This is a genomic window from Corallococcus sp. CA053C (assembly GCF_003611675.1).
Taxonomy (GTDB): Bacteria; Myxococcota; Myxococcia; order Myxococcales; family Myxococcaceae; genus Corallococcus.
Genome location: NZ_RAWA01000845.1, coordinates 1 through 578, shown reverse-complemented (window position 1 = coordinate 578; position 578 = coordinate 1). Strand labels below are relative to the sequence as shown.

The following is a 578-nucleotide window of genomic DNA, read 5'->3' as shown; positions in this document are numbered from 1 at the left end:
GGCGGCTGTTGAGCGTGGGGTCGAAGCTCGTCTTCTTCTACGCGATGCACGACGGGTTTGAACCCACGCGGCTGCGCGTGCGTGACGCGGACGACCCGCTGGATACGTGGAGCCCGGTGCGGGACGCGTTCTCCGACGGCATCTACCATGGCGCGGCGTTGAGCGCGGTGGAGGACGGGAGGGGCGGCATCCACCTGGTCTACAAGGACGAGACGGAGCGTCTGTACTACCGCCGCTTCGACGGGACGTCCTTCGGGCCGCGCACGCTGGTGGAGGGCACGCCGGACTGGGCGTTGCAGCCCGCGGTCACCCGCGTCGGCGAGGCGCTGTATGTCTTCTTCAATCACATGCGGAGCGCCGCGGACTACGAGGTCCAGGTGCGGGTGCTGCGCGACGGGACGTTCAGTGCGCCGGTGGCGCTGGATTCGCGCACGAGCTTCAAGGGCTACCTGAGCGCGCTGGATGTGCTGCCGGAGAGTGCCACGGAGGTGCCGTGCTTCTACGGGGACTCGGCGGACGCGAACGCCAGCGGCAGGGTGATGCGCGTGGCGATGCCGCGCGAGCCCGGCGGTGGGGAC

At 69.7% G+C, this 578-nt stretch carries 1 pseudogene; it reads left to right on the top strand.

Annotated features, from left to right (window positions below):
* Positions 1-14: 14 nt before the first annotated feature.
* A pseudogene (locus tag D7V97_RS43530) lies at positions 15-578 on the top strand (exo-alpha-sialidase); the annotation flags it as partial.